Consider the following 20,036-nt stretch of genomic DNA (forward strand, 5'->3'; position numbering starts at 1 on the left):
GATCGTAAACACGGAGCCCATAATGAGCACCCGCGACCTCGTCTTGTCTGCCCTTTTCGCCGCGATCATCGTGGCGCTCGGCATCCTGCCGCCGATCACCCTCGGTTTCATCCCGGTGCCGATCACCGCGCAGTCGATGGGCGTGATGATGGCCGGTGTCGTGCTCGGCGCGCGCCGTGGCTCCATCGCCGTGCTGATTGTCTGGGTGCTCGTCGCCATCGGCCTGCCGGTTCTTTCGGGCGGCCGCGGCGGGCTTGCCGCCTTTGCGGCGCCGACCACCGGCTTCCTGATCGGCTGGCTGTTTGCCGCCTTCACGACCGGCTATCTCAGCGAGCGTCTCGTCAAGGCCGAGCAGTCCGGTCTCGTCCAGACCGTCGGCTTCTTCCTGTCGGCGATGATCGGCGGGATCGTCGTTCTCTATGCCTTCGGGATCATCTATCTGGCGATTGCCGGTGGTGTCAGCCTCGAGCAGGCCTTTGTCGGCTCCATGGCCTTCGTGCCCGGCGATGTCGCCAAGGCCTTCGTCGCAGCCCTCGTCGGCCGTGCCGTCATGGTCGGCTATCCGCTGCTGCCGGTTCGCGCCTAATCGAGAAACGTGTAGAGCCAGTCGCGCGTCTCTTCAGGCAGCGAGACTGGCTCGCCGATCTCGCGGCTGCGGGCCTGCCAGGTGATCTCCACTTCGGCGGCACGCTCTCCATCCGCATCAACGGCGACCACGAAGCCGACGGACCTCAGGCCGATCTTGTCGACGGCGGCGGTGAAGACCGCGTCCTCTTCGTATCGCAGCGGGCGGTGCAGCGTGCAGGAAACCTTGCAGGCAATGTAGAGCGGCTCATCGGCGAGTTCCGGCCGCATCGACCAGAAACCGGCGAGCGCGGATTCGGCATAGGAGATGTACGAGGCGAGAAACATCTGCCCGTTCATGTCCACGTCACGGAACGGAATGCGGATCTGCTCTCTGTTCGAGCGCGCTGCCTTCACCATCGTCTGCCGGCTCCCCCTGCCATCACGAGCAAGACTAGGCCCGGGCGGAGGTGAAGTAAACGCTTGCAGTGACGTGGTTGCGACAGCATGTGTCTGTTGAAATAGCCCGCCTCAGCACCATCTGCTGTGGATCATGACAGGGCCAGAGGATAAGTATTTCGCCATGAGCACCCGTCTTTACGAACATCCGATCTTCCTCGAACATGTCACGCCGGACGGCCATCCGGAGCGGCCGGACCGCATGCGCGCCATCAATGTCGCGCTCGGCCATCCGAATTTCGAGCGGCTGGACCGCAAGGAGGCGCCGCAGGCCAATGAGGACGCGGTGCTGCTGGCCCATCCCGAAGAGCACCTCTTCGCCGTGATGCGGCAGATCCCGGAAGAAGAAGGCGAAATCAACCAGCTGGAAGCCGATACCTATGCCAGCGCCAAGAGCCTGCAGGCCGTATTGACCGGCGTCGGCGGAGCGATGGCTGCCGTCGACGACGTCTTCACCGGCAAGGCCGACAATGTCTTCGTCGCGGCGCGTCCGCCCGGTCACCACGCCGAGAAGAACAAGGCGATGGGCTTCTGCTTCTTCAACAATGCCGCGATTGCCGCCCGCCATGCGCAGAAGCGCTACGGCGCCGAGCGCATCGCGATCGTCGATTGGGACGTGCATCACGGCAACGGCACGCAGGACATCTTCTGGGACGATCCCTCGGTTCTGTTCTGCTCGACGCACCAGATGCCGCTTTATCCCGGGTCCGGCGCCAAGGACGAAAGCGGCAAGCACGGCACGATCGTCAATGCGCCGCTCTCGCCGAATGTCGGCAGCGACCATTTCCGCGAGGCCTTCAAGTCCCGCGTGCTGCCGGCGCTCAACGGCTTCCGGCCGGACCTGATCATTATCTCCGCCGGCTTCGACGCCCATCACCGCGATCCCCTGGCGCAGATCAATCTCGTCGGCGAGGATTTCGACTGGGCAACCGGAAGATTGCTGGAGATAGCCGACAAAAGCGCCTCCAACCGGGTCGTCAGCCTGCTGGAAGGCGGCTATGATCTCGAAGGTCTAGCCGAATCGGCCGGGCTGCATGTGCTTCGATTGATGAAGGGTTGAGTATGACTGACAGCGCCAAGCCTGAGGTTTCAGGTCTTTCCTTCGAAAAGGCCGTGGCCGAACTCGAAAGCATCGTTGCCCGTCTCGAACGCGGCGACGTGGCGCTGGACGAATCCATCGAGATCTACGAGCGCGGCGAAGCGCTGAAGAAGCATTGCGAAACCCTGCTCTCAGCGGCGGAAAACCGCATCGAGAAGATCCGCCTCGACCGCTCGGGCAAGCCGCAGGGTGTGGAGCCTCTCGACGGGGCTTGATTGGCCTAGAGGGCGATCACCGTTCTGATTTCGTCATAGCCGGTGCGCAGACCGTTTCCGTCCCGCTCGATCAGTCCGGCTTCGGAGAGAATTTCGACATCCTCGTGCACCCGGCGATAATCGCGCTTCAGGCTTTTCGCCAGTGCCGAAATGCTCGTCTGCGGATGCCGGTGGAGGTGACGCAGCAGCTCCAGCCGCTTGGCCGTCATCGTGCGCGAAAAGGCGTCCCAGCCAACGAAGGTGAGATGATCCTCGGAGACCGCCTCGCCTGCTTCGGCTCTATGCCAGGCATCGGCAACGCGCTTGGCCGCGTCCGCGAAGGAGCCGCCGATATGCAGTTCGATATCCTTGCTCATATCCGTTCTCCTCTCAGCCTTTCGACGTCGGCCTGAAAATCCAGAAGCATCTGCTCGATCGAGACGAAGGTGTAAGCTTCTTCGCGCTCGCCATAATGGCGATGGTCGCCCTTGCCGCGCTCGTTGTCATAGCCAATCAGCCGCTCGCCTGGGCTGCCATAGAAAAGCGAGTATTTCAGCATGTGCCTGGAGCCGGGCACCTGCACGGGAACACGCCAGACCTTCATTTCGAGTATCGCGCCGTCACCGAAAACGATGCGTTCGCGAATGACGCGCTCGGCTTTCATCGCATAAATATGTCACCACATGACATATGTCGTCAAGCGACATAGAAACTTTCGCTACCACCGCCTCACCGAACTGTTTAGGTTGGCGGCAAATCCCGCTTGGAGAACCGCCATGTCCTTCTTCCCCGGTAAAGATCCCCTGCCCGGCGATGCCTTTGCCTGTGATGCGATCGAGAATCTGATCATTCCGCGCACCAGCGATATCGGCGGGTTTCAGGTGCGGCGCGCACTGCCGACCAGGCAGCGGCGGCTGGTGGGGCCGTTCATCTTCTTCGACCGGATGGGGCCGGCGATCCTCAGGCCCGACGAGGCGCTGGATGTGAAGCCGCATCCGCATATCGGGCTTTCGACGGTCACCTATCTCTTCGACGGCGAGATCCGCCATCTCGACAGCCTCGGCACCGAGAAGGTGATCCGGCCGGGCGATATCAACCTGATGACCGCAGGGCGCGGGATCGTGCATTCGGAGCGCACGCCCGACAACCTGCGCGGACATCCGCTGGCGATGTCAGGGCTGCAGACCTGGCTGGCACTGCCCGATGAAAAGGAAGAGATGAACCCGGAATTCACCCATACCGAAAAGGGCGACATGCCTGTTATCGACGATGGCGGCGTGACCGGGCGCGTGGTGATCGGTTCCTTCGAGGGGCTGAAGTCGCCGGTGAAGGTTTTCACCGATACGCTCTATGCCGATATCAGCCTGCAGCCGGGAGCGAAATTCCCCTTCGGTGCTGCGCATGAAGAGCGCGCCGTCTACGTTCTCTCCGGCGAGGTGGTGATTGCCGGCGACCGGTTTGCGGCCGATCAGCTGCTGGTTTTCCGGCCGGGCGATGCGATCACGCTGGAGGCAGGCGCGGACGGCTGTCACCTGATGCTCTTCGGGGGTGCGGCGCTGAATTCCAAGCGCTATATCTGGTGGAACTTCGTCTCGTCGTCGAAAGAGCGGATCGAGAAGGCCAAGGAAGAATGGCGCACCGGCCGTTTCGACATCGTTCCGGGGGATGAAGAGGAATTCGTGCCTTTGCCTGAAGGCTGAACTTCTCTAGAATGGAGCGGTTGCGGTTATTGAAACGCACTTGTTTCGCCGCAATTTAATCGGAATAAGCATCTCCGAGAATGACAAGAAAGAGCGCCCGCCCGTGACACAACCGCCGAAGACACCGCTGCTCGATCAGGTTAAGCTTCCAGCCGACCTGCGCAAGCTCGATGACCGCGAGCTGCCACAGCTCGCACGCGAGGTTCGCGACGAGATGATCGACGCCGTGTCGCGCACCGGCGGACATCTGGGTGCAGGGCTTGGCGTCGTCGAGCTGACGATCGCCATCCACAGCGTTTTCAACACGCCCGACGACCGGCTGATCTTCGATGTCGGCCACCAGTGTTATCCGCACAAGATCCTGACCGGCCGCCGCGACCGCATCCGCACGCTGCGCCAGGAGAACGGCCTTTCCGGCTTCACCCGCCGTGCCGAGAGCGAATACGACCCCTTCGGCGCCGCGCATTCCTCGACCTCGATTTCCGCCGGTCTCGGCATGGCCGTCGCCGCCGAGCTCGACCAGACCGACAAGCGCGTGATCGCCGTCATCGGCGACGGCGCGATGTCGGCAGGCATGGCCTATGAGGCACTGAACAATGCCGGTGCTCTCGACGCCCGGCTGATCGTCATCCTCAACGACAACGACATGTCGATCGCTCCGCCGACCGGCGCGATGAGTGCCTATCTGGCGCGCCTCGCCTCCGGGCGCACCTATATGGGCTTCCGCGATTTCGGCAAGAAACTGACGGCCTATCTCGGCAAGAAGGTTGACCGCGCGATTACCCGCGCCGTTGAGCATGCCCGCGGCTACGTGACCGGCGGCACGATGTTCGAGGAGATGGGCTTCTACCATATCGGCCCGATCGACGGTCATTCCTTCGAGCACCTCCTACCGGTGCTGCGCAATGTGCGCGATCATGCCGAAGGTCCGGTGCTGATCCATGTCGTGACCCAGAAGGGCAAGGGTTATCCGCCGGCGGAAGCTGCCGCTGACAAGTATCACGGCGTCAACAAGTTCGATGTCATCACCGGCGCGCAGGCGAAAGTGAAGCCGAATGCGCCGAGCTATACGAGCGTCTTCGCCGAAGCGTTGGTGCAGGAAGCCGAGCTCGACGACAAGATCGTCGGCATCACGGCCGCCATGCCCAACGGCACCGGTCTCGACAAGCTGGCAAGCCTTTATCCGGCCCGCTGTTTCGATGTCGGCATTGCCGAGCAGCATGCGGTGACCTTTGCGGCGGGTCTCGCCGCCGAAGGCTACAAGCCGTTTGCGGCGCTCTATTCCACCTTCCTGCAGCGCGCCTATGACCAGGTCGTCCATGACGTCGCCATTCAGGGCCTGCCGGTCCGCTTCCCGATCGACCGCGCCGGTTTCGTCGGCGCCGATGGCCGACGCATGCGGGATCCTTCGACACGACCTTCCTGGCGGCACTGCCGGGCTTCGTCGTGATGGCGGCGGCCGACGAGGCGGAGCTGAAGCATATGGTGCGCACGGCCGCTGCCTATGATGCCGGTCCGATCTCGTTCCGCTATCCGCGCGGCGAAGGTGTCGGCGTAGAAATGCCCGTTCGCGGCGAAATCCTGCAGATCGGCAAGGGCCGGATCGTCAAGGAAGGCACCAAGGTCGCTCTCCTCTCCTTCGGCACGCGCCTTGCGGACAGCCTGCTCGCCGCCGAAGATCTCGATGCGGCCGGTCTGTCGACCACCGTTGCCGACGCGCGCTTTGCCAAGCCGCTCGACCACGACCTGATCCGCCAGCTGGCCGCCCACCACGAAATCCTCATCACCATCGAGGAAGGCTCCGTCGGCGGCTTCGGCAGCCATGTGATGCAGTTCCTGGCGATGGAAGGCCTGCTGGATAACGGCCTGAAGGTTCGCTCGCTTGTGATGCCCGATATCTGGATGGAGCAGGCGAAGCCCGAGGCGATGAATGCCCATGCAGGGCTCGATCGCGCCGGGATCGTCTCGACGGTGTTCAAGGCGCTTGGCCGCACAGTTGCGGTTGGGGTTGCGGGGTAAGTCTGAAACTCCCTACCCGGAGCCCCTTCATCCGCCCTTCGGGCACCTTCTCCCCGAGGGGAGAAGGCAATTGCCGCAATGTCTCCGATCCCTTCTCCCCCGCGGGGAGAAGGTGGCCCATAGGGCCGGATGAGGGGGCCGCGGGCACGACATCGACTTGAGAGCTACTCCACCTTCCCATCCCGATAGAAAATCATCCCGCCATGGTACAGGACATTGCCATCGACGAAATCGCCGTCGGCGGTGAATCCGGTGTCGTCCCAATATTCGATATGGTCGCCGGTCACTTCGTAGCGTCCCTGGTAGGCGCTCTTGCGGGTGCCACGGGCTTCGTCGTAGCGGCCGTTCGGCAGGAGTTCCTGGCGGATATGGCCGTCGGCGGTGATCCACATGCCGATATAGGGATGGGGCTGCATTGTCGTCTCCTGGTCATTGGCGAAGGCAAGGGTGGCGCCGCAGAGGGCGGCGCCTGTTATCAGAGAGAGCCCGCGCATGGTCAGATCGCCGCGTTGGCGGTGGGGCGGATGGTGATCTCGTTGGTATCGACGTCGTCGGGCTGCTCAATCGCGAAGCGGATGGCGCGGGCGATCGCATCGCCCTTCAGCGCGATGGCGCGGTAGGTGGCCATGGCATCCTTCGCGAAGGGCTCGGTGATGGTGCTGGCGAGTTCGGATTCGACGACGCCGGGATTGATGCAAGTGACGCGGAGCTTGCGGTTTTCCTGGCGCAGGCCATCCGAAATCGCCCGCACCGCAAACTTGGTGGCGCAATAGACCGCCGCGGTCGGCGACACCGCGAGACCGCCGATCGAGGAGACGTTGATGATCTGGCCGCTTTCCTGCGCATTCATGATCGGCAAGACGGCCGCGATACCATAGAGCACGCCCTTGATGTTGACGTCGATCATCCGGTCCCATTCCTCGACCTTCAGCGACGACATCAGCGATAGCGGCATGACGCCGGCATTGTTGACGAGCACGTCGATGCGGCCGAAGGCATCGATCGCCGCCTTGGCGAAGGCCTCCATATCGGCGCGGTCGGTCACGTCGAGGGCGCGGAATTCGACGGTGCCGCCTTGATTGCGGATCTCGGTTGCGAGCGCCTCCAGCCGGTCGGTACGCCTTGCGCCGATGACGAGCCTGGCGCCGGCGGCGCCGAGTTCGCGGGCGGTTGCGGCGCCGATGCCGCTGCTGGCGCCAGTGATCAGAACTGTCTTGCCTTGGATGCCGGTCATGTCTTCTTCCTCATGCTGTGACTGTGACGGCCGCCAATCGCGGCCCCGCAGAAGATGGCTCCCTGATGGCATCGGCCGGTAGCAGGCTTCTCCGGATTTCTTGCACGATCTTCCGGAAGCGGTGCGTCACGGCTTGGCATTTTCGCCGCTGCCGTTCATGCTGCTCCCATGGAAAAGATTGCCCAGCTTGCAGAATTGATCGATCGCCATGCCGGAACCGACGGCAGCTTCGACACCGCCCTGCCGCGCGTCGGGATCATACGATCCTCGGCGAAAACAGAGCCGATCCACACGATGTACGAGCCCTCCTGCTGCATCGTCGCGCAGGGGCGCAAGCGCGCCGTGGTCGGCGACCGGGTGCATGTCTATGACAGCGCCCACTATCTCGTCGTCGGCGTCGACCTGCCCGTGATCGGCGCCGTCGTCGAGGCGAGCGCCGACCGGCCCTATCTCTGCATGCGGCTGCAGCTCGATCGCGGCATGCTGGCGGAGCTGATGCCCGCGGCGAACGGCAAGGCGAATGAGAGCGCGGCAGCCGGCGTCAGCGCTTCGACGCCGGAGCTGCTCGATGCGGCCGTGCGGATGCTGCAGCTGCTGGATGCGCCCGAGGATGCCGGTGTTCTGGCGCCGATGATCGAGCGCGAGATGCTCTACCGCCTGATCCGCGGCCCGCAGGCGCCGCTGCTGAGGCAGATCGCCAATCGCGAAAGCCGGCTGAACCAGATTGGCCGGGCCGTCGATTTCATCCGCAAGAATTTCAGCGAGCCCTTCGCGATCGAGCATCTCGCCTCGGTGGCGGGCATGAGCGCCTCGACCTTCTACGAGCATTTCAAATCGGTGATGGCGATGAGCCCGCTGCAGTTTCGCACGCAGCTCAGATTGCAGGAGGCGCGGCGGCTGATGGTGACCGAGGGGCTAACGGCGGCCTTTCGGGTGGGCTATGATAGCCCTTCGCAATTCAGCCGGGATTATGTGCGCGTGCATAGCGTGCCGCCGCGGCGGGATGTGGAGCGGATGCGGGTGGTGGCGGGGTAGGTTTCATGCCTGGAGCCCCTCACCCTGCCCTCTCCCCCCAAGGGAGAGGGGAACTCGAGCTTGCGGCAACGTCCCTTCTCCCCTCGGGGAGAAGGTGGCGGCAGCCGGATGAGGGGCCACACCCGCAAACGCCCAAAACAAAAAAAGGCCCCCGAAGTTTCCTTCGGAGGCCCCATCTTAGATAATCAGGCTAGTCTCAAAACTCTTCCCAATCTTCCTGCACAACAGCAGCGGCCGTTGCAGCGCGGCCGCCAAAAGCGCTGGCGACGCGGTTGTTCAGTGCGCGGGCCGGAGAGGCGACCGGGCGGGAGGCCGGCTGGGCGATGGCGGCGCGCGGGGCGACAGCAACGGCTGCGGCGGCACCGAGCTTGAACTGGTGCAGGAGGGCATCCAGCGATGCAGCTTCCTGGGCCAGCGAGTGGCTGGCGGCCGTCTGTTCCTCGACCATGGCGGCGTTCTGCTGGGTGCCTTGGTCCATGTTGTTGACCGCAGTGTTGATCTCCTGCAGGCCGACGGACTGTTCGCGAGTGGCGGTAACGATCGCGCCGACGTGGCGGTTGATCTCCTGAACCTCGGTGACGATTTCGGCCAGCGCCTTGCCGGTCTGGTCGACCAACGAAACGCCGGTGCTGACTTGCTCGCCTGAGGTGTTGATCAGCGCCTTGATTTCCTTCGCGGCGTTTGCGGAACGCTGGGCGAGTTCGCGGACTTCCTGGGCAACGACGGCAAAGCCCTTGCCGGCTTCACCGGCACGCGCGGCTTCGACACCGGCGTTCAGCGCGAGCAGGTTGGTCTGGAAGGCAATGTCGTCGATGACGCCGATGATGTTGCCGATCTCGCCCGAGGACTTCTCGATCTGCTCCATGGCGGTGACGGCCTTGCGGACGACGTCGCCGGAGCGCTCGGCGCCGAGGCGGGCGCGCTCGACCAGCTGGCCGACATCTTCGGCGCGCTTGGCACTGTCGCGAACGGTGGTCGTGACCTGCTCGAGGGCTGCTGCGGTCTCTTCGACGGCTGCGGCCTGCTGCTCGGTGCGGCGGGCGAGATCATCGGCGGCGGAACGGATTTCACCGGCGCCGGCATTGATCGCCGAAGCGTTGCGGCCAACGGACTGCAGGGTCGCCTGCAGCTTGCCGGCGGCATTGTTGAAGTCGGTGCGCAGACCGTCGAACTGGGCGGAGAACGGCGTGGTGATGCGGCTTGCGACATCGCCGTTTGCGAGGTTCGAGAGGCCGGTTGCCAGGCCATCGACGACGAAGCGGATGTCGGCGGCTTCGCGGGCCTTCTCCTCGTCGGAGAACTGGCGCTGACGCTCGGCATCGCTGCGCATGCGGTCGGTTTCGCCAGCAAGGCGGAGCTTTTCAGCAGCCGCATCCTTGAAGACCAGAACCGACTGGGCCATGCGGCCAACTTCGTCGCGGCGGTCGAGGGCGGGAACGTCGACATTGTGATGGCCGTCGGCAAGGCGGCTCATCGCCGTCGTCATGCCGATGATCGGCTGGACGATGGCGCGCGACAACAGCCATGCGAGAACGGCAGCGGCGAGCGAGGCGCCGATACCACCGAAGAGCAGCGTGCTGTTGAGGTCGCTATCGGCATCGGCCTGGATGGCGGCGAGCGACGCGGACTTGTCGCGGGCGGCAGCCTTGATCTTGGCGGAAGCCTGACGGAAGCCGTCGAGCTGGCCCTTGGTGGCGTTGACGCCGATCTTGACGACATCGGCGATCGGGGTTTCGGTTTCCTTGCGGGCCTTGGCCTGCGGCTCGGCGAGCTCATGGAAATAGATGTCGGCAGCCTTCTGCATGCCGTCGATCATGTCGAGGATTTCAGGCTCGCCGGCAGCGGTTTGTTTGGCGGCGGCAATCGCCTTGAGCATGCGCTCGCGGTTGGCGAAGATATCGCCATAGGTGCTGTCGGAGCGGAAGAGGATGAAGCCGCGCAGATTGACGGCCTGCTCGAGCATGGCCTGCAGCGCGTCGTCTACCTGGTTGACGAGCAGCTCGGATTTTTCCTGCTGTGCGGAGGCCTCAGCGGAGGCGTTTGCCTTCATATAGACGAAGGACGAGACGGCAACGAAAATGACGATGAGGGCTGCGAACGTCGCCGCGAGCTTCCCCTTGAGTGAGATATTGGCGAACACCGGTAATTCTCCTGGCAAATAATCGGCGCGGCAAAAAACGCGGCCGCTGGGAGGTACGGCCACATGTTTTGGAAATCGAGACAACATGAACTGCGGGCAGGGAAATGCGTGCCATCATGGCGGAAGCGATTCAGGCGAACCGCTGCAATCGGCCCCAACCTAGTGGCCGCCACTTTAAAATTGCTTAAGTTTGCGCCGCACAAATAGGGGTGGCGCTATTCTTCCGGCGCATTGAGGATGAGGATATCTAGGTCGCGCTCCGGCCAGAAATCGGTGGCCGTCATCTCGAAGGTCGTCGGGCCGGTCTTCTTCACTCCGGTACCGCAGAAGCTGATGAGGTTCTTCGCATTGCCCTTATCCAACGTCAGCTTGAAGCTTTTGATCGGGCCGTTCCAGTTGGCGCCGGTCTTCAGGATGTAGGAAATCCAGCTTTCGGTATAGTTCGCGCCGCCATCCGTCTCAGCCTTCGCAAGTTTCTGCGCCGTTTTGACGAAGCCTCCGTCCATGCAGTAGCGGCTGCTATATTCGACGAAGCGATCGCCCTTGGCCTGCCCCTCCTCCAGGAAGCTGATCGCCACGGTGCCGCCGACGCTCGGCGTGTAGCGATGCGAGACTGTCACCTTCGCCCTGGCCGGAAAGACGGTCTTCCACCAGTAGGTGGAGCGCAGCGTCCAGAGCGGCGTCATGTGATGCTTCATGCCGCTGCCGTCATTGTCATAGACGTCGTCGTAGAGCAGGCCGCGGGAGAGCCAGTCCTGCTTGACCGCGTCGGGGAGCTTTTCGAGCGCTGCGGCCGTGCCTTCGGCATAAGGGAGCGGCGGAATGTTCTGCGCCTTCAGGTCATCGGTGACGTCGATGCTGGCGGCGATCGCCCGCTGCTGCAACGTCGGCGAGATCGGCTTGCCGTCCTGCATCACCGTGAAATCAAGGAAATTGTCCTTGCCGGAATCGGCGATGGCGATATCGCTCTCCACATGGCCCGGCAAATCCGGCATCGGGAAGGCGACGAGGGTCTCGACATCCTTGCCGGCGCTGTTTTCGAAGACGTAATCGACGCGCACCTCCTTGGCCGAGATGAAGAGCGCCTCGCTCTCCATGCTGACGTCAGGGGATTCGATGAAGGTCAGGCCGCCTGTTTTCAGCTCGGCCATCGTATCGTTGGCGAGCGCCGGGGCAGCGGTCAGGACGGCGGCGATCAGAGCCACGCTTCTCGATATCGGCATGCCGTCTCACTCCCCTACCCCATGACCGGAGCCGGAATTATCGCCGGGTGCCGGCGGGCGTCAACGGCGGCGGCACAAACAAAAGGCTTGCAAGCGCGGGTTTTGCCAGTCATGGACTGCCAATGTCCGATCAGAACCCACAACGTCTCGACCAGCTGCTCGTCAGCCTCGGTCTTTTTGCCAGCCGCTCGCGGGCGCGCGATGCGATCGACCGCGGCACCGTGAAGGTGGGCGGCAAGGTCGTCACCAAGCCGGGCGCGCTGTTTGCCGAAACGGCCGAGATCGAAATCGACGATCCGGCGCAGGATTACGTCTCGCGCGCCGCACTGAAGCTGACGGCGGCGCTCGATCACTTCCGGCTCGATCCGGCCGGCCATCACTGTCTTGACGTCGGCGCATCGACCGGCGGCTTTACGGAAGTGCTGCTGGAGCGCGGTGCCACGCATGTGACGGCGATCGATGTCGGCCACGGGCAGATGCATCCGCGCATTTCGGCCGATCCGCGCGTGACGAATATAGAGGGGCTGAACGCCCGCAATCTGACGGCCGACGATATCGGCCATGCGGTGACCTTCCTGGTTTCCGACGTCTCGTTCATTTCGCTGAAGCTGGCGCTTGCCCCGGCACTCGACATCGCCGAGCCGGGCGCCAAGGCGGCCCTTCTGGTCAAGCCGCAATTCGAGGCGGGCCGCGAGGCGATCGGCAAGGGTGGCCTGTTGAAAGACCCCTCCTCGGCGCCGTCGGTGGCCGCAGAGCTGGAGCGCTGGTTTACCGAAGACATGGGCTGGAAGAGCCTCGGCCTCATCGCCTCGCCGATTGCGGGCGGCGACGGCAATCAGGAATATCTACTTGCAGGAATAAAGCCGTGAGCACCGAAACAGTCACGATCAAGAAACTCGGCGGACAGGGCGACGGTATCGCCGAAGGCAGGGATGGCGCGATCTATGTGCCTTTCGCACTGCCGGGCGAAGAGGTCGCGATCGCGCGCGTCAAAAACCAGGGCACGATCATGTCGATCGCCAAGGCCTCGCCGGACCGGCAGGAGCCGGCCTGCCGCCATTTCGGCCCTGACGGCGTCAACGGCACCTGCGGCGGCTGCACGCTGCAGCATCTTTCGGACGCGCCCTACCGCGCCTTCAAGCGGCAGCTGGTGGTCAACGCGCTGAAATCGCAGGGGATCGATGCCGAGGTCGGCGAACTCGTTGCCGCCCATCCCGGCGAGCGCCGCCGCGTCGTCTTCGCGGCGCGCAAGACCGAGAAGGACATGCTGATCGGTTTCAACCAGGCCGAAAGCCACCATATCGTCGCGATCGAGGAATGTCCGATCTCGTCGGCGGGGATCATGGCCCGGCTGCCGGCGATCAAGGCGATCGGCGCGGCGATGGCAACGAATGCCGAAGCCTTCCGCATTTCGGTGCTGGAGACGCTTTCGGGTCTCGACCTCGCCGTCGACGGCATCAAGAAGCTTCCCGACCAGCAGCGCCGCAAGGCCGTCGAAACCGTGCTCGGCATGCGCGGCATCGCCCGCGTCTCGCTGAACGGCGAAATCCTCGTCGAGCCGCAGAAGCCGGTGGTCGATTTCGGCGGCGTGCAGGTCTCGCCTCCGGCCGGCGGCTTCACCCAGGCGACGAAGCCTGCCGAAGAGGCGATGGCGGAGCTCGTCGTTGCCCATGTCGGCAAGGCCAAGCGCATCGCCGACCTCTTCGCCGGCTCCGGCACATTCTCGCTCCGGCTCGCCCGCATCGGCCGCGTCCATGCGGTCGAAGGCGACGACAACGCGCTCGCCGCCCTCGATCACGCCGCCCGCAAGGCGCAGGGGCTGAAGCCGGTCAGCGTCGAGAAGCGCGACCTCTTCCGCCGCCCGCTGATGACCGCGGAATTCAAGCATTACGACGCCGTTGTCTTCGACCCGCCGCGCGCGGGCGCCGAGTTCCAGTCGCAGGAACTGGCGCGCTCAGCCGTCAAGAAGGTCGTCGCCGTCAGCTGCAATCCGCTGACGCTGGCGCGCGATCTCGCGATCCTGATCGAAGGCGGCTACCGCATCACCAGCGTCACGCCGATCGACCAGTTCCTGTGGACGGCGCATGTGGAAGTGGTGGCGACGCTGGAGAAGTAATTCTCCGCCTCCCTCATTCCTGTGCTTGTCACAGGAATCCAGCCACGGCGCGTCTGCGCCGTGAATGACTCGGCAGACATTTGACGCTGGGATTAGTCTCTCGCGCCCCAAGACTGGGGCACACTGGATCCCTGTGACAAGCACAGGGATGAGGGAGATGCTGCGGGATGCGGCCCCCTCATCCCCGGCGCAACAAGTTGCGCCTGAAACCTTCGGGCCACCTTCTCCCCGAGGGGAGAAGGGAAGGCCGCAAAGGCCTGGATGGAAGACAAAAATGCCCGCCTCCCCGCAGGCATCTTCAACTCGTAGACAGCCCCTCATCAAGCCACCGGCTAACCTGCCAGGAAGGTGCCCAGCTGATCCAGCTGGCCTTCGATCCCCGCCTGGCGGTATTCGACCTTGTCGCCGCCGTCGAGGATGGTGATCTGTTCGGTGAGCACGACATGGGTGCCCTCGGCGACCGGCGTCAGGCTGATCGTCGTCAGCGACGAGGAGATGCGGCGCTCGTTGTGGGACATCGTGTAGGCGTAGACGATGCGGCGGTCCTTGACGATATCCTCGTAGCGGGCGTCGGCGACGTATTGGTCGCTCTTGCCGAAATCGAACTTGCTGACATCGCGGCCGCCGACGCGGAAGTCGTTCTGCGTATAAGTGGTGGTGAAGTTGTCGCCGATTGCTTCCCATTGCAGTCTGGCCTTCGGATCCGACCATGCGGCGAAGACGCGGGCGAGCGAGGCTTCGTAAGTGCGCTCGACGGAGAAGGTGGAATGGACGGTGCTGTATTCAGACATGCGCTTACTCCTCTACCTCTGGCATTTCCGGGTTGGCTTTCAGGTATTCTCCCAGCCTGTCGAGGCTGCGCTCCCAATGGGTGCGGCGCTCGTTGATCCAGCTTTCGGCCGAGCGCAGCGCCGATGGCTCTATGCGGCAGGTCCGCACGCGGCCGAGTTTTTCCGATTTCACCAGGCCGCTCGCTTCCAGCATCTGCAGGTGCTGCAGGACCGAAGGCAGGGCCATGGTGAGCGGCTCCGCCAGTTCCTTGACGGAGGCCGGCCCCTTGCACAGGCGATCGACCATGCTGCGCCGCGCCGGATCGGCCAGCGCCTGAAACATCAGATCGAGTGCATGTGATTGGTTAGGCATACACCTAACTATATGCATCCGCGGCTGCCTGTCAATAATAGTTAGGCAAATACCTATCTATCTATGCAAACAAAAATGCCCGCGTCTCCGCGGGCATCTTCAATTCAGGGACAGACCGTATCAGGCGACGCGGCGGTGAGCCGAAGAGGAGGCGCCGTGGCCGGTGCCGAGGTTGAACTGCGAGAGCAGCTGCATCAGCTTGGCGGCTTCCGCCGCAAGACCGTGGCTGGCAGCCGTCTGCTCCTCGACCATGGCGGCGTTCTGCTGCGTGCCCTGGTCCATGGTGTTGACGGCCGTGTTGATCTCGTGGAGACCGGTCGACTGTTCGCGGGTGGCGGTAACGATCGCGCCGACGTGGCGGCTGATCTCCTGGACCTGCGCGACGATCGCTTCCAGCGACTTGCCGGTTTCGCCGACCAGCGTCACGCCGGAGCGAACCTGGGCGTTCGATGCGGTGATCAGCGCCTCGATCTCCTTGGCGGCCTTTGCAGAACGCTGGGCGAGCTCGCGGACTTCCTGGGCGACGACGGCGAAGCCCTTGCCGGCTTCACCGGCACGGGCTGCCTCGACGCCTGCATTGAGAGCAAGCAGGTTGGTCTGGAAGGCGATGTCGTCGATGACGCTGATGATGCTGGAGATCTGCTCCGAGGAGTGCTCGATGCCGGTCATGGCATCGACGGCCTTGCGGACGATCTCGCCGGACTGCTCGGCACCGTTGCGGGTGCGATCAACCAGATTGCCGGCTTCCTCGGCACGGCGGGCCGTGTCCTTGACGGTCGTGGTGATCTCCTCGAGCGCAGCGGCGGTTTCCTCGACAGAGGCTGCCTGCTGCTCGGTGCGACGGGCAAGACCATCGGCGGCGGTGCGGATTTCGGCGGCACCGGCGTCGATCGCATTGGCATTGCTGCCGACCGTCTGGAGAGCGCCATGCAGCTTGCCGACAGCGCTGTTGTAGTCGTTGCGCAGGCGGTCGAGATGAGCGGCGAAGGGCGTCTCGATGCGGTGAGCGAGATTGCCGTCCGAGAGCGCGCCGAGAGCGCCGCCAAGGGCATCGACGGCAGTGCGGATTTCGGCAGCTTCGCGGGCCTTCTGCTGTTCGCGGTCCTGGCGCTCACGCTCGGTCAGCGAACGGCCCTCTTCGGCCTCGCCTTCCAGACGCTGGCGGTCGATCGCGTTGGCCTTGAAGACCGCGACGGCTTCGGCCATCGAACCGATCTGGTCGCGGCGCTCCTCGCCCGGAATGGCGACCGAGAAGTCACCGGCGGCGAGCTTCTGCATCGCGGCGGTCATGGCGGTGACCGGCTGGACGACGAGGCCGTGCAGCAGCCAGGCCATGGCAGCGATCATCAGGCCGACGGCGAGAAGCGTTGCGATGGTGGCGGCGATGCGGAACTCGTTCAGCGAAGCGAAAGCCTTGTCGCTATCGACGACGAAGGCAAGATACCATTCGACGGTCGGCAGACCGGTGACCGGCATGAAGCTGACGAGAACCGGCTTGCCGCCGAATTCCGACGCGACGAGGCCGGAGCCGATCTTCGGCGTTTGCGCCGGGAAGGCATCGGCGAGCGTCTTGGTGACGAGCTTGGCATCGGGGTGGATGAGGATCTGGCCGCTCTTGTTGACGAGGAAGGCCGTGCCCTGGCCGCCGAGATCGATCTCCTTGATCATCTTGACCATGGTTTCGAGCGAGAAGTCGCTGCCGACGACGCCGGCGAGCTTGCCATCGCGCTGGACCGGAACGGCCGCGCTGATGATCAGGTCGCCGCTGGAGGCATCGACATAGGGCTCGGTCATGACGCTGGCATTGGCCTTGACGGCATCCTGGTACCACGGGCGCTTGCGCGGGTCGTAGCCATCGGGCATCGGCAGCTTCGGCCACATGGTGAAGACGCCTTGCTCATCGCCGAAATAGGTGCTGACGAACTGGTTGGTGAGGATATCGTTCTGCAGGACGTTGAGCGTGCCGGCCTGATCGGCTGCGCGGCCGATGGCGTTGGCGACCATGGCGGTCAGCGTCACGCGGCCGTTCATCCAGTTGGCGAGGCTGTGGGCAGCCTGCTCGCCCGACGACTGGATGTTGGCCTCGATCGAAGCCGTCGTCACGTCGCGCTGAACGGAGTTGATGTAATAGGAAAAGGCGGCGAAGGCCGCCAGAACCACGGCTGACGCGGCGACGAGGATGCGCGTCATCAAATTCGTCTTCTTCAAGTGCGTTCTTTCGAAGTATTCCACCGTCTCGTTTGCGCGGATGGACTGCGCGGCAACGCGGATCGGGCGAATGGGGTTGGGCAAAGCTCAGCAAAGCGCGTCATGCGCCCGGACGAATGGGCAATTCGTCACCCTTTGATTAGTAGGCTCGAATTAAAACACGCTTAAAATTTAGCTAAAACCCTATGTTTTTATATTAGCGCCGCATGAAGGCTTCGAAGGCTTTTCTTGCTTCATCGCTTTTCAACTGTGCGGTGAAGTGGCGCGCTTCTTCATCTATACGTGCAATAATCTCTTCACGCGGGCCGCGGACCAGATCGCGGGCGATCCGCAATGCGGAAGCAGGCTTGGCGGCGAGCTTGGCGGCGGTTGCCAGCGTCAGATGTTCGACCTCGCCCGGGGCGCAGACCTTCCAGATCAATCCGGCATCGCGCGCGTCGGCCGCCGAGAAATCCTCGCCTGCAGCCAGCATCGCGAAGGCGCGTTGATGGCCCATGATGCGGGGCGCAAGCAGGCTGGAGGCGGCTTCCGGAACCAGCGCCAGATCGACGAAGGGGGTGCGGAACTGGCTGCGGAGGGAGGCGATGGTCAGGTCGCAATGCATATGCATCGTCGTGCCGATGCCGATCGCCAGGCCATCGACGCCGGAGACCAGCGGCTTGCGGGAGTTGACCAGCGCATAGAGGAAATCGAGGAGCTCGTGGCCGAGACTGCCGCCCATGGCGGCGGCGAGGAAATCGGCGATGTCGTTGCCCGCAGAGAATGCGCCTTCGGTGCCGAGAAAGGCGGTGGCGCGGATCGCCTCATCGGCATCGGCGGCCTTCAGCGCTTCCGTCATCCGCACATACATGGCGCGGGTGATGGCGTTCTTCTTTTCCGGGCGGTTGAAGCGGATGATCTGGACGCCGGGATGCTCGGCGGACTGCTCGACGATGATGTGACCGGTCATGATGTCCTCAGGCCAGGATGGCGCGGGCTGCGGCAAGGCTCGCGGCACCATTGACGGTGCGGTCCTTCAGGGCAGCGGTTTCGGAAAGCAGGTTTTCGGCGGCGAAGCGGCAGAGCGCGATGCGGCCCTCTTCAGCGCCGTCGCCGGTCTTGGCGAGGCCGCCCTTGGCGAGATAGCCGCTCGTCAGAACCAGGCCGAACAGGCGCTGGTAGGGCGTGGCACCCGAGAGCGCTTCGGCGATCCTGCCATCGGCCTGTGCCTTCATAAGCCAATCGGTGGCTTCCGTCAGGTCGGCGATTGCGGCATCGAGGCGGGCGGCGGTTTCGCCGAAGGAAGCGAGGTTCGAGCCCCGCACGGCGTCGGCGATGGCAGAGAGCTCGGCGATGAAGCCTTTGACATGCTCGCCATTCGAGAGCGGCAGCTTGCGGGTGACGAGGTCGATCGCCTGGATGCCGTTGGTGCCCTCGTAGATCGGGGCGATACGGGCGTCGCGCAGGAAGCGGGCGGCACCGGTTTCCTCGATAAAGCCCATGCCGCCATGAACCTGGATGCCGAGCGAGGCGACGTCGACGCCAGCGTCGGTCGCGAAGGACTTGGCGATCGGGGTCAGCAGGGCGGCGCGCTCCTGCCAGTGCCTGCTATCGCCGCTCCCCTGATGCGACATGTCGATGGCGTGGGCGCAGGAATAGGAAATGGCGCGCGCACCCTGCGTCAGTGCCTTCATCGTCAGCAGCATCCTGATGACATCGGGATGCTCGATAATCGGGCTCATGCCGGAGCCGGTCCAGCCGGGCGCCTTGCCCTGGGTGCGTTCTTTCGCGAAGGCGATGGCCTTCTGGGTCGCCGCCTCGGCGATCGCCACGCCCTGCATGCCGACCGTCAGGCGGGCATTGTTCATCATCGTGAACATGCAGTTGAGGCCCTTGTTCTCCTCGCCGATCAGCCAGCCGATCGCGCCCTTCTCATCGCCGAACTTGCCGTCGCCATAGATCATCGTGCAGGTCGGCGAGCCGTGGATGCCCATCTTGTGTTCGAGCGAGTGGACGAAGACATCGTTGCGGGCGCCGAGCGAACCATCGGCGTTCACCAGGAATTTCGGGACGAGGAAGAGCGAGATGCCGCGCGTTCCGGCCGGCGCATCCGGCAGGCGGGCGAGGACGAGGTGGATGATGTTGTCGGTGGCGTCGTGTTCGCCCCAGGTGATGAAGATCTTCTGGCCGAAGATGCGGTAGGTGCCGTCATCGCGGCGTTCGGCGCGGCTCTTCAGCGCTCCGACATCCGAACCGGCGTGCGGCTCGGTCAAGTTCATCGTGCCGGTCCATTCGCCGGAGACCAGCTTCGGCAGGTAGGTCTGCTGTAGTTCAGAAGAGCCATGGGCGCTGAGCGCCTCGACGGCGCCCATCGTCAGCGTCGGGCAGAGCGCGAAGGCCGTGGCGCCGGAATTCCACATTTCGAGGGCGGCGACATTGAGCAGGACGGGCAGCCCCTGCCCGCCGAATTCTTCCGGCCCGGTCAGGCTGTTCCAGCCGCCGGCGATCCATTCCTGATAAAGCTTCGCCCAGCCATCGGGGGTCTTCACCTCGCCATCGATCAGGCGGGAGCCCTGCCTGTCGCCGATCTCGGCGAGCGGGGCGACTTCTTCGGTTGCGAAACGGCCGGCTTCGTTGAGGATCGCATCGACGAGGTCTTCGCCGAGATCGCCGAAGATGCCGCTATCCAGCGCATCCTTCAGACCAGCGACATGCTTCAGGGTGAAAGCGATATCCTCGACGGGCGCCTTGTACATCTTGTCTCCTCGCATCTCGGCCCTGCCCGCGGCATAGGCCATCCTCCGCTGCCAGAGCTAATTGATTTTTACGTAAACGTCAATTTTGTTTTCGGATCTGCGCCATGATGTCCCGGCTCAAGTTTATTCGAGCCCTTGCACAAACTGGTGTCATGGAGAATCTCTAG

At 63.7% G+C, this 20,036-nt stretch carries 19 protein-coding genes and 1 pseudogene; 8 read left to right on the top strand and 12 right to left on the bottom strand.

Translation table 11 applies throughout. The features are described from left to right. Positions 1-22: 22 nt before the first annotated feature. A complete protein-coding gene (locus F2982_RS05325; RefSeq protein WP_112712947.1) occupies positions 23-586 on the top strand; it encodes a biotin transporter BioY in 564 nt (187 codons plus the stop codon). Here the strand turns inward: F2982_RS05325 and F2982_RS05330 are convergent. Then, entirely contained in the window at positions 583-984 is a 402-nt protein-coding gene (locus tag F2982_RS05330) for an acyl-CoA thioesterase (protein WP_203429476.1), read from the bottom strand. The genes F2982_RS05325 and F2982_RS05330 overlap by 4 nt on opposite strands. 163 nt (positions 985-1,147) lie before the next feature. Here F2982_RS05330 and F2982_RS05335 point away from each other — a divergent pair, with 163 nt between their 5' ends. After that, the gene (locus F2982_RS05335) at positions 1,148-2,083 is read left to right on the top strand and encodes a histone deacetylase family protein (protein ID WP_203429477.1); all 936 of its coding nucleotides are present in this window, start codon (positions 1,148-1,150) and stop codon (positions 2,081-2,083) included. Between the two features lie 2 nt (positions 2,084-2,085). Beyond that, positions 2,086-2,337 carry an exodeoxyribonuclease VII small subunit gene (locus F2982_RS05340; protein ID WP_025582353.1) on the top strand — a complete coding sequence of 84 codons (252 nt, stop codon included), beginning with the start codon at positions 2,086-2,088 and terminating at the stop codon, positions 2,335-2,337. Positions 2,338-2,342: 5 nt separating this feature from the next. On the opposite strand, the gene F2982_RS05345 is transcribed toward F2982_RS05340, so the two are convergent. Both F2982_RS05345 and F2982_RS05350 read right to left on the bottom strand, forming a co-directional pair. Further along, complete coding sequence (locus F2982_RS05345) at positions 2,343-2,693, bottom strand: hypothetical protein (RefSeq protein ID WP_203429478.1); 351 nt, start codon at positions 2,691-2,693, stop codon at positions 2,343-2,345. After that, positions 2,690-2,980 (bottom strand): DUF6516 family protein, encoded by a 291-nt coding sequence (locus F2982_RS05350; RefSeq protein ID WP_203429479.1) that lies wholly within the window; start codon positions 2,978-2,980, stop codon positions 2,690-2,692. Before F2982_RS05350 ends, F2982_RS05345 begins: the two co-directional genes overlap by 4 nt. A gap of 112 nt (positions 2,981-3,092) precedes the next feature. Here F2982_RS05350 and F2982_RS05355 point away from each other — a divergent pair, with 112 nt between their 5' ends. Next, positions 3,093-4,016: a pirin family protein gene (locus tag F2982_RS05355; protein ID WP_203429480.1), complete on the top strand. Its 924-nt coding sequence runs from the start codon at positions 3,093-3,095 to the stop codon at positions 4,014-4,016. A 103-nt stretch (positions 4,017-4,119) separates the two neighbouring features. Next, a pseudogene (gene dxs / locus F2982_RS05360) lies at positions 4,120-6,035 on the top strand (1-deoxy-D-xylulose-5-phosphate synthase). A 164-nt stretch (positions 6,036-6,199) separates the two neighbouring features. Here dxs and F2982_RS05365 read toward each other — a convergent pair. Both F2982_RS05365 and F2982_RS05370 read right to left on the bottom strand, forming a co-directional pair. Next, positions 6,200-6,529 carry an Atu4866 domain-containing protein gene (locus F2982_RS05365; protein WP_203429481.1) on the bottom strand — a complete coding sequence of 110 codons (330 nt, stop codon included), beginning with the start codon at positions 6,527-6,529 and terminating at the stop codon, positions 6,200-6,202. 2 nt (positions 6,530-6,531) lie between these two features. Further along, on the bottom strand, positions 6,532-7,269 hold the full coding sequence (locus F2982_RS05370; RefSeq protein ID WP_203429482.1) for an SDR family oxidoreductase: 738 nt from the start codon (positions 7,267-7,269) through the stop codon (positions 6,532-6,534). 168 nt (positions 7,270-7,437) lie between these two features. On the opposite strand from F2982_RS05370, the gene F2982_RS05375 reads away from it, so the two are divergent. Further along, positions 7,438-8,304, top strand: coding sequence for an AraC family transcriptional regulator (locus tag F2982_RS05375; RefSeq protein ID WP_203429483.1), 867 nt, complete (start codon positions 7,438-7,440; stop codon positions 8,302-8,304). A 196-nt stretch (positions 8,305-8,500) separates the two neighbouring features. Here F2982_RS05375 and F2982_RS05380 read toward each other — a convergent pair whose 3' ends face one another. Together F2982_RS05380 and F2982_RS05385 are read right to left on the bottom strand one after the other, a co-directional pair. Continuing rightward, entirely contained in the window at positions 8,501-10,444 is a 1,944-nt protein-coding gene (locus F2982_RS05380; protein WP_246777513.1) for a methyl-accepting chemotaxis protein, read from the bottom strand. A gap of 215 nt (positions 10,445-10,659) precedes the next feature. After that, the gene (locus F2982_RS05385; RefSeq protein WP_203429485.1) at positions 10,660-11,667 is read right to left on the bottom strand and encodes a DUF4424 domain-containing protein; all 1,008 of its coding nucleotides are present in this window, start codon (positions 11,665-11,667) and stop codon (positions 10,660-10,662) included. 122 nt (positions 11,668-11,789) lie between these two features. Here F2982_RS05385 and F2982_RS05390 point away from each other — a divergent pair, with 122 nt between their 5' ends. Together F2982_RS05390 and F2982_RS05395 are read left to right on the top strand one after the other, a co-directional pair. After that, positions 11,790-12,536 (top strand): TlyA family RNA methyltransferase, encoded by a 747-nt coding sequence (locus F2982_RS05390; RefSeq protein WP_203429486.1) that lies wholly within the window; start codon positions 11,790-11,792, stop codon positions 12,534-12,536. Continuing rightward, on the top strand, positions 12,533-13,783 hold the full coding sequence (locus F2982_RS05395) for a class I SAM-dependent RNA methyltransferase (RefSeq protein ID WP_203429487.1): 1,251 nt from the start codon (positions 12,533-12,535) through the stop codon (positions 13,781-13,783). Before F2982_RS05390 ends, F2982_RS05395 begins: the two co-directional genes overlap by 4 nt. A 332-nt stretch (positions 13,784-14,115) precedes the next feature. On the opposite strand, the gene F2982_RS05400 is transcribed toward F2982_RS05395, so the two are convergent. From F2982_RS05400 to F2982_RS05420, 5 genes are all read right to left on the bottom strand, one after another. Continuing rightward, a complete protein-coding gene (locus F2982_RS05400) occupies positions 14,116-14,574 on the bottom strand; it encodes an SRPBCC family protein (protein ID WP_203429488.1) in 459 nt (152 codons plus the stop codon). A gap of 4 nt (positions 14,575-14,578) precedes the next feature. Beyond that, entirely contained in the window at positions 14,579-14,896 is a 318-nt protein-coding gene (locus tag F2982_RS05405) for a metalloregulator ArsR/SmtB family transcription factor (RefSeq protein WP_246777514.1), read from the bottom strand. A 150-nt stretch (positions 14,897-15,046) separates the two neighbouring features. Then, positions 15,047-17,116: a methyl-accepting chemotaxis protein gene (locus F2982_RS05410; RefSeq protein WP_203429490.1), complete on the bottom strand. Its 2,070-nt coding sequence runs from the start codon at positions 17,114-17,116 to the stop codon at positions 15,047-15,049. Between the two features lie 214 nt (positions 17,117-17,330). Further along, the gene (locus F2982_RS05415) at positions 17,331-18,083 is read right to left on the bottom strand and encodes a crotonase/enoyl-CoA hydratase family protein (protein WP_203429491.1); all 753 of its coding nucleotides are present in this window, start codon (positions 18,081-18,083) and stop codon (positions 17,331-17,333) included. Positions 18,084-18,090: 7 nt separating this feature from the next. Continuing rightward, on the bottom strand, positions 18,091-19,869 hold the full coding sequence (locus tag F2982_RS05420) for an acyl-CoA dehydrogenase (protein WP_203429492.1): 1,779 nt from the start codon (positions 19,867-19,869) through the stop codon (positions 18,091-18,093). Between the last annotated feature and the right edge of the window lie 167 nt (positions 19,870-20,036).

The sequence above is a fragment of the Rhizobium sp. BG4 genome (assembly GCF_016864575.1).
In the GTDB taxonomy this organism is placed as follows: Bacteria; Pseudomonadota; Alphaproteobacteria; order Rhizobiales; family Rhizobiaceae; genus Rhizobium.

Excerpts from the sequence above, each read along its gene's own strand:
- F2982_RS05345 (WP_203429478.1), bottom strand. The coding sequence starts at position 2,693 with ATGAGCAAGGATATCGAACTGCATATCGGCGGCTCCTTCGCGGACGCG.
- F2982_RS05390 (WP_203429486.1), top strand. The coding sequence starts at position 11,790 with ATGTCCGATCAGAACCCACAACGTCTCGACCAGCTGCTCGTCAGCCTC.
- F2982_RS05405 (WP_246777514.1), bottom strand. The coding sequence starts at position 14,896 with ATGTTTCAGGCGCTGGCCGATCCGGCGCGGCGCAGCATGGTCGATCGC.
- F2982_RS05330 (WP_203429476.1), bottom strand. The coding sequence starts at position 984 with ATGGTGAAGGCAGCGCGCTCGAACAGAGAGCAGATCCGCATTCCGTTC.
- F2982_RS05325 (WP_112712947.1), top strand. The coding sequence starts at position 23 with ATGAGCACCCGCGACCTCGTCTTGTCTGCCCTTTTCGCCGCGATCATC.
- F2982_RS05355 (WP_203429480.1), top strand. The coding sequence starts at position 3,093 with ATGTCCTTCTTCCCCGGTAAAGATCCCCTGCCCGGCGATGCCTTTGCC.
- F2982_RS05365 (WP_203429481.1), bottom strand. The coding sequence starts at position 6,529 with ATGCGCGGGCTCTCTCTGATAACAGGCGCCGCCCTCTGCGGCGCCACC.
- F2982_RS05385 (WP_203429485.1), bottom strand. The coding sequence starts at position 11,667 with ATGCCGATATCGAGAAGCGTGGCTCTGATCGCCGCCGTCCTGACCGCT.
- F2982_RS05375 (WP_203429483.1), top strand. The coding sequence starts at position 7,438 with ATGGAAAAGATTGCCCAGCTTGCAGAATTGATCGATCGCCATGCCGGA.
- F2982_RS05420 (WP_203429492.1), bottom strand. The coding sequence starts at position 19,869 with ATGTACAAGGCGCCCGTCGAGGATATCGCTTTCACCCTGAAGCATGTC.
- F2982_RS05340 (WP_025582353.1), top strand. The coding sequence starts at position 2,086 with ATGACTGACAGCGCCAAGCCTGAGGTTTCAGGTCTTTCCTTCGAAAAG.
- F2982_RS05415 (WP_203429491.1), bottom strand. The coding sequence starts at position 18,083 with ATGACCGGTCACATCATCGTCGAGCAGTCCGCCGAGCATCCCGGCGTC.
- F2982_RS05335 (WP_203429477.1), top strand. The coding sequence starts at position 1,148 with ATGAGCACCCGTCTTTACGAACATCCGATCTTCCTCGAACATGTCACG.
- F2982_RS05410 (WP_203429490.1), bottom strand. The coding sequence starts at position 17,116 with ATGACGCGCATCCTCGTCGCCGCGTCAGCCGTGGTTCTGGCGGCCTTC.
- F2982_RS05350 (WP_203429479.1), bottom strand. The coding sequence starts at position 2,980 with ATGAAAGCCGAGCGCGTCATTCGCGAACGCATCGTTTTCGGTGACGGC.
- F2982_RS05400 (WP_203429488.1), bottom strand. The coding sequence starts at position 14,574 with ATGTCTGAATACAGCACCGTCCATTCCACCTTCTCCGTCGAGCGCACT.
- F2982_RS05370 (WP_203429482.1), bottom strand. The coding sequence starts at position 7,269 with ATGACCGGCATCCAAGGCAAGACAGTTCTGATCACTGGCGCCAGCAGC.